General features: G+C 50.5%; 3 protein-coding genes. All 3 read right to left on the bottom strand.

Annotated features, from left to right (window positions below; all coding sequences use genetic code 11):
* Positions 1–28 precede the first annotated feature (28 nt).
* A complete protein-coding gene (locus PF479_RS03800; RefSeq protein WP_298002365.1) occupies positions 29–412 on the bottom strand; it encodes a ferritin family protein in 384 nt (127 codons plus the stop codon).
* Positions 413–530: 118 nt separating this feature from the next.
* On the bottom strand, positions 531–2,318 hold the full coding sequence (locus PF479_RS03795; protein WP_298002364.1) for an FAD-dependent oxidoreductase: 1,788 nt from the start codon (positions 2,316–2,318) through the stop codon (positions 531–533).
* A 6-nt stretch (positions 2,319–2,324) separates the two neighbouring features.
* Positions 2,325–3,268, bottom strand: a 944-nt coding sequence (locus PF479_RS03790) for a hypothetical protein (RefSeq protein ID WP_298002363.1), incomplete at its 5' end; no start/stop codon positions are given.

Here is a 3,268-nt window from a genome sequence, read left to right as displayed (position 1 = left end):
AAATGATGGCGGTGGTTCTCTTCTTCAGTCACCAGCTGAGCAAAACCTGTCGGATTTGAATATCTTCGGCTTGATCCCTCAAAGCAGTATACAACATAGCAGCTCTTTCTTCTTTTTTCATGGCAGCGACAAGAATCTGCTGATAGCTCATGTTCTCATCAGGCTCCACATCATGAAGATAACTTGAAAGCTGTAGATCCTCCGGAATAGTCTGAGATAGCTTTTCTATAGAATGGCGTTTTTTAACTCCTTCCAAAAGACGCACATGCCCTACTTCCATCAATTCAAACTCTTTCAACACTTCTTTTTGGGGAGCAAAACGCGCTTTCCCCTGAAGAAATTGATAAAAGAGAACCGCATCTTCTTCACGGCTGATGGCAAAAGCCAGAACTTCATCAAATGTATTTATCATTGTTACTCCCGTTCTACCGGAGTGAGTAATACCCTTAGGCCTTCCCTAAGAATCACCAAGGTTCCAAATGAACCTTGGTAGTGTACTCATAATTCCGGTGTTTTTTTCAATAAAGGCCTTAGGGTCTAAGGGTCTGAAAGTATTTATCGATTCCCAGCGCTGCAGCGTGTCCATCGGCAATAGCACTGACCGCATCTTTGACACTGTTGGCAATATCACCACCGGCAAATATTTTTGCATTTCCCGTGCGGGAAAGATTGTCTATAACAACATTATAGCGCTTGATCTCTACTCCATCAAATCCTTCTTCAGGAAGGAATGTGTATTCAGATCCCTGTCCGATTGCCGCCACAATGGTGGTGGCTTCGGTGATTTCAGTAGAACCCTCGATAAGAACAGGTTTGGGCCTCTGTCCCGGTCCCTGATCCACCATTTCGGCATGACCCCAGGTCATCACGGGTTGTCCATTCTGTCCGCTTTCCACCTTGAGAGGAATCGCCTGAGGAACCATGATGACACCCTCTTCCAGGGCTTCGTCTATCTCTTCCTGATCAGCCGGCATGTCAACAATACGCCTTCTGTATAGGATGGTGACATCGGCGCCTAAGCGTCTGGCTGTTCTGGCCGCATCCATGGCGACATTACCGCCCCCTATGACCACGACCTTGTCTCCCAGCTGGGGATCTTTTCCGTTGGTCACATCTTCGAGAATGCTGAGACCTGTGATCACACCGGGAAGATTTTCACCCTCCACACCCAGACCATACGCTGTATCCAGACCTGTGGAAAAAAACAGAGAATCGTATTTTTCGGTCAATTCCTTAAAGCTGACGTCTTTGCCCACCAGAGTGTTGTATTTGATCTCAACACCCAGATTGGTTATGGACTGTACATCCTTATCCAGCTGCCCGTAGGGCAGTCTGTATTCGGGAATACCGTAACGGAGCATACCTCCTGCGGCATCCCGTCCTTCAAAAACTGTGACCTGATGTCCCATCATCCTCAGGTAGTAAGCGGCAGAAAGTCCTCCGGGTCCCGCACCGATGATAGCAACCTTTTTGTTGCTCTTGTCTTCTGGTTCACCCAGAATGTTGGCATAATTGCCCAGATCCACCTGGTCGGCGATGTAGCGCTTGAGCCAGCGAATGGCCAGGGGATCTCCCTGATGACCAATGGCACAGACATCTTCGCAGCGGTGGGTACAGACTCTACCGCAGGAGGCTGGAAAGGGATTCGTTTTATAGAGGAGCCTCAGTCCCTCTTCTGTATTTCCTTCCCGGACGGCCCGTATATAGCCGGGAATATCCATATGGGCAGGACAGGCCGCCACACAGATACCGCATTCCACACAGCGGTCCGCCTCTTTGACAGCCTGTTCCCGGGAGTAGCCCTGAATCAGTTCGGTGAAGGACTTCAGACCCTCCTTGGGTTCAAGTGCGTCCATCTCCACCCGGGTGAAGTTAAGGAGACTGTAGTTTTCAGAATCCCGTCGATACCCCTCTTCCCTGTCATCCCAGGGTTTATTGTCGTAGCCGGGAACAAATCGGAAGACCTCCGGGTCCTGATCAATCCACACATACTCGTTGCTCATCCTGAGGGAGCTGGTTGTACAGACATCCACACAGAGGGCACACCAGCAGCAGCGGCCGTAGTCGATCATCGGCCTGAGACCACTGTCACCATTATGGACTTGAACACCTTCAACGGGAACCAGATCGATGGCTGCATTCTGGCAGATCACCTCACAGGTGCCGCATCCGATGCATTTATCAGCGTCATTGATATGAAACCCTCTGTACCGGGGAGCACCGGGGCGTTCCTCAATGGGTTTGCTGACCGTATAGGGTTTCTCAAAAGCTCGTTTCCACACCGCAAAGGGGGCGATAATATCTTTAATAATACTCATTTCATTTTACCTCTCTACCTCGGGCGGATAGGTGTGCAGTGACACCATCAGGCCGGCAATGTCGGCAATGTTGGTTCCCACGGCCATCTTCTCCATCAGGGCGACAGCATGGGTATAACTGGGTCCCCGGACTGTCATTCGTCTGAGCTTTCCAGATCCATCGGTCTGCATAAAGTAACCGTATTCGCCCCTTGTGCATTCCGCTCTCAGATAGGTGCTTCCTTCGGGAATCTTCCAGTGGAGTACGTTGGGAAGGGGTGTATGAATATCCCCGGAGGGCATCCGGGCCATGATCTGACGAATCAGGTCGATGGACTGCTGGGTCTCCTTTATACGGCAGGCTGTTCTGTCATAGCAGTCTGAATCACTGCCCGTAATAATGTCAAAATCCAGCTGATCATACACCAGGTAGGGCTGATCTTTCCGGACATCCCGTTTGATCCCTGTGGCTCTCATATTAGGACCGGTGATTCCGTATTCATCCACCCAGGCCGGGTCGATGATACCCAGCTTTTTACTGCGCATTTTAAAAACAGCATTGTGCATCATGACAAGATCGATTTCTTTGAGGAGCTTTTCAATTTTAACAAGAGTGTCTTCCAGACGACCGTCAAAACCGCTGGGGATTTCACCTCGGACACCACCGGGAAGGATGTACATATGATAGATCCGCCCCCCCGTGAGTTCTTCAAAGTGGTCCAGCATGTAGTCCCGGTGGGTGACGGTCCACTGACCGATGGTTCCCATGCCGAAGGCTCCCGCCTGACCGCCGATCCACATCAGAAAACTGGTGAGCCGGGCCATTTCAAGATTCAGGGTTCTGATCCATTGGGCCCTCTCGGGGGCCTTGATTCCCGAGAGGTTTTCAAGTCCCTGAGCAAAGAGGTATTCGTTGAAATCCGGTTCGGGAACACAGATCCGGCAGACAATGGGAAAACTCTGAATAAAGG

It is taken from the genome of Oceanispirochaeta sp. (genome assembly GCF_027859075.1).
In the GTDB taxonomy this organism is placed as follows: domain Bacteria; phylum Spirochaetota; class Spirochaetia; order DSM-2461; family DSM-2461; genus Oceanispirochaeta.
Note: the sequence above shows the minus strand (reverse complement) of the source record. Positions and strands in the feature narration are given on the sequence as shown.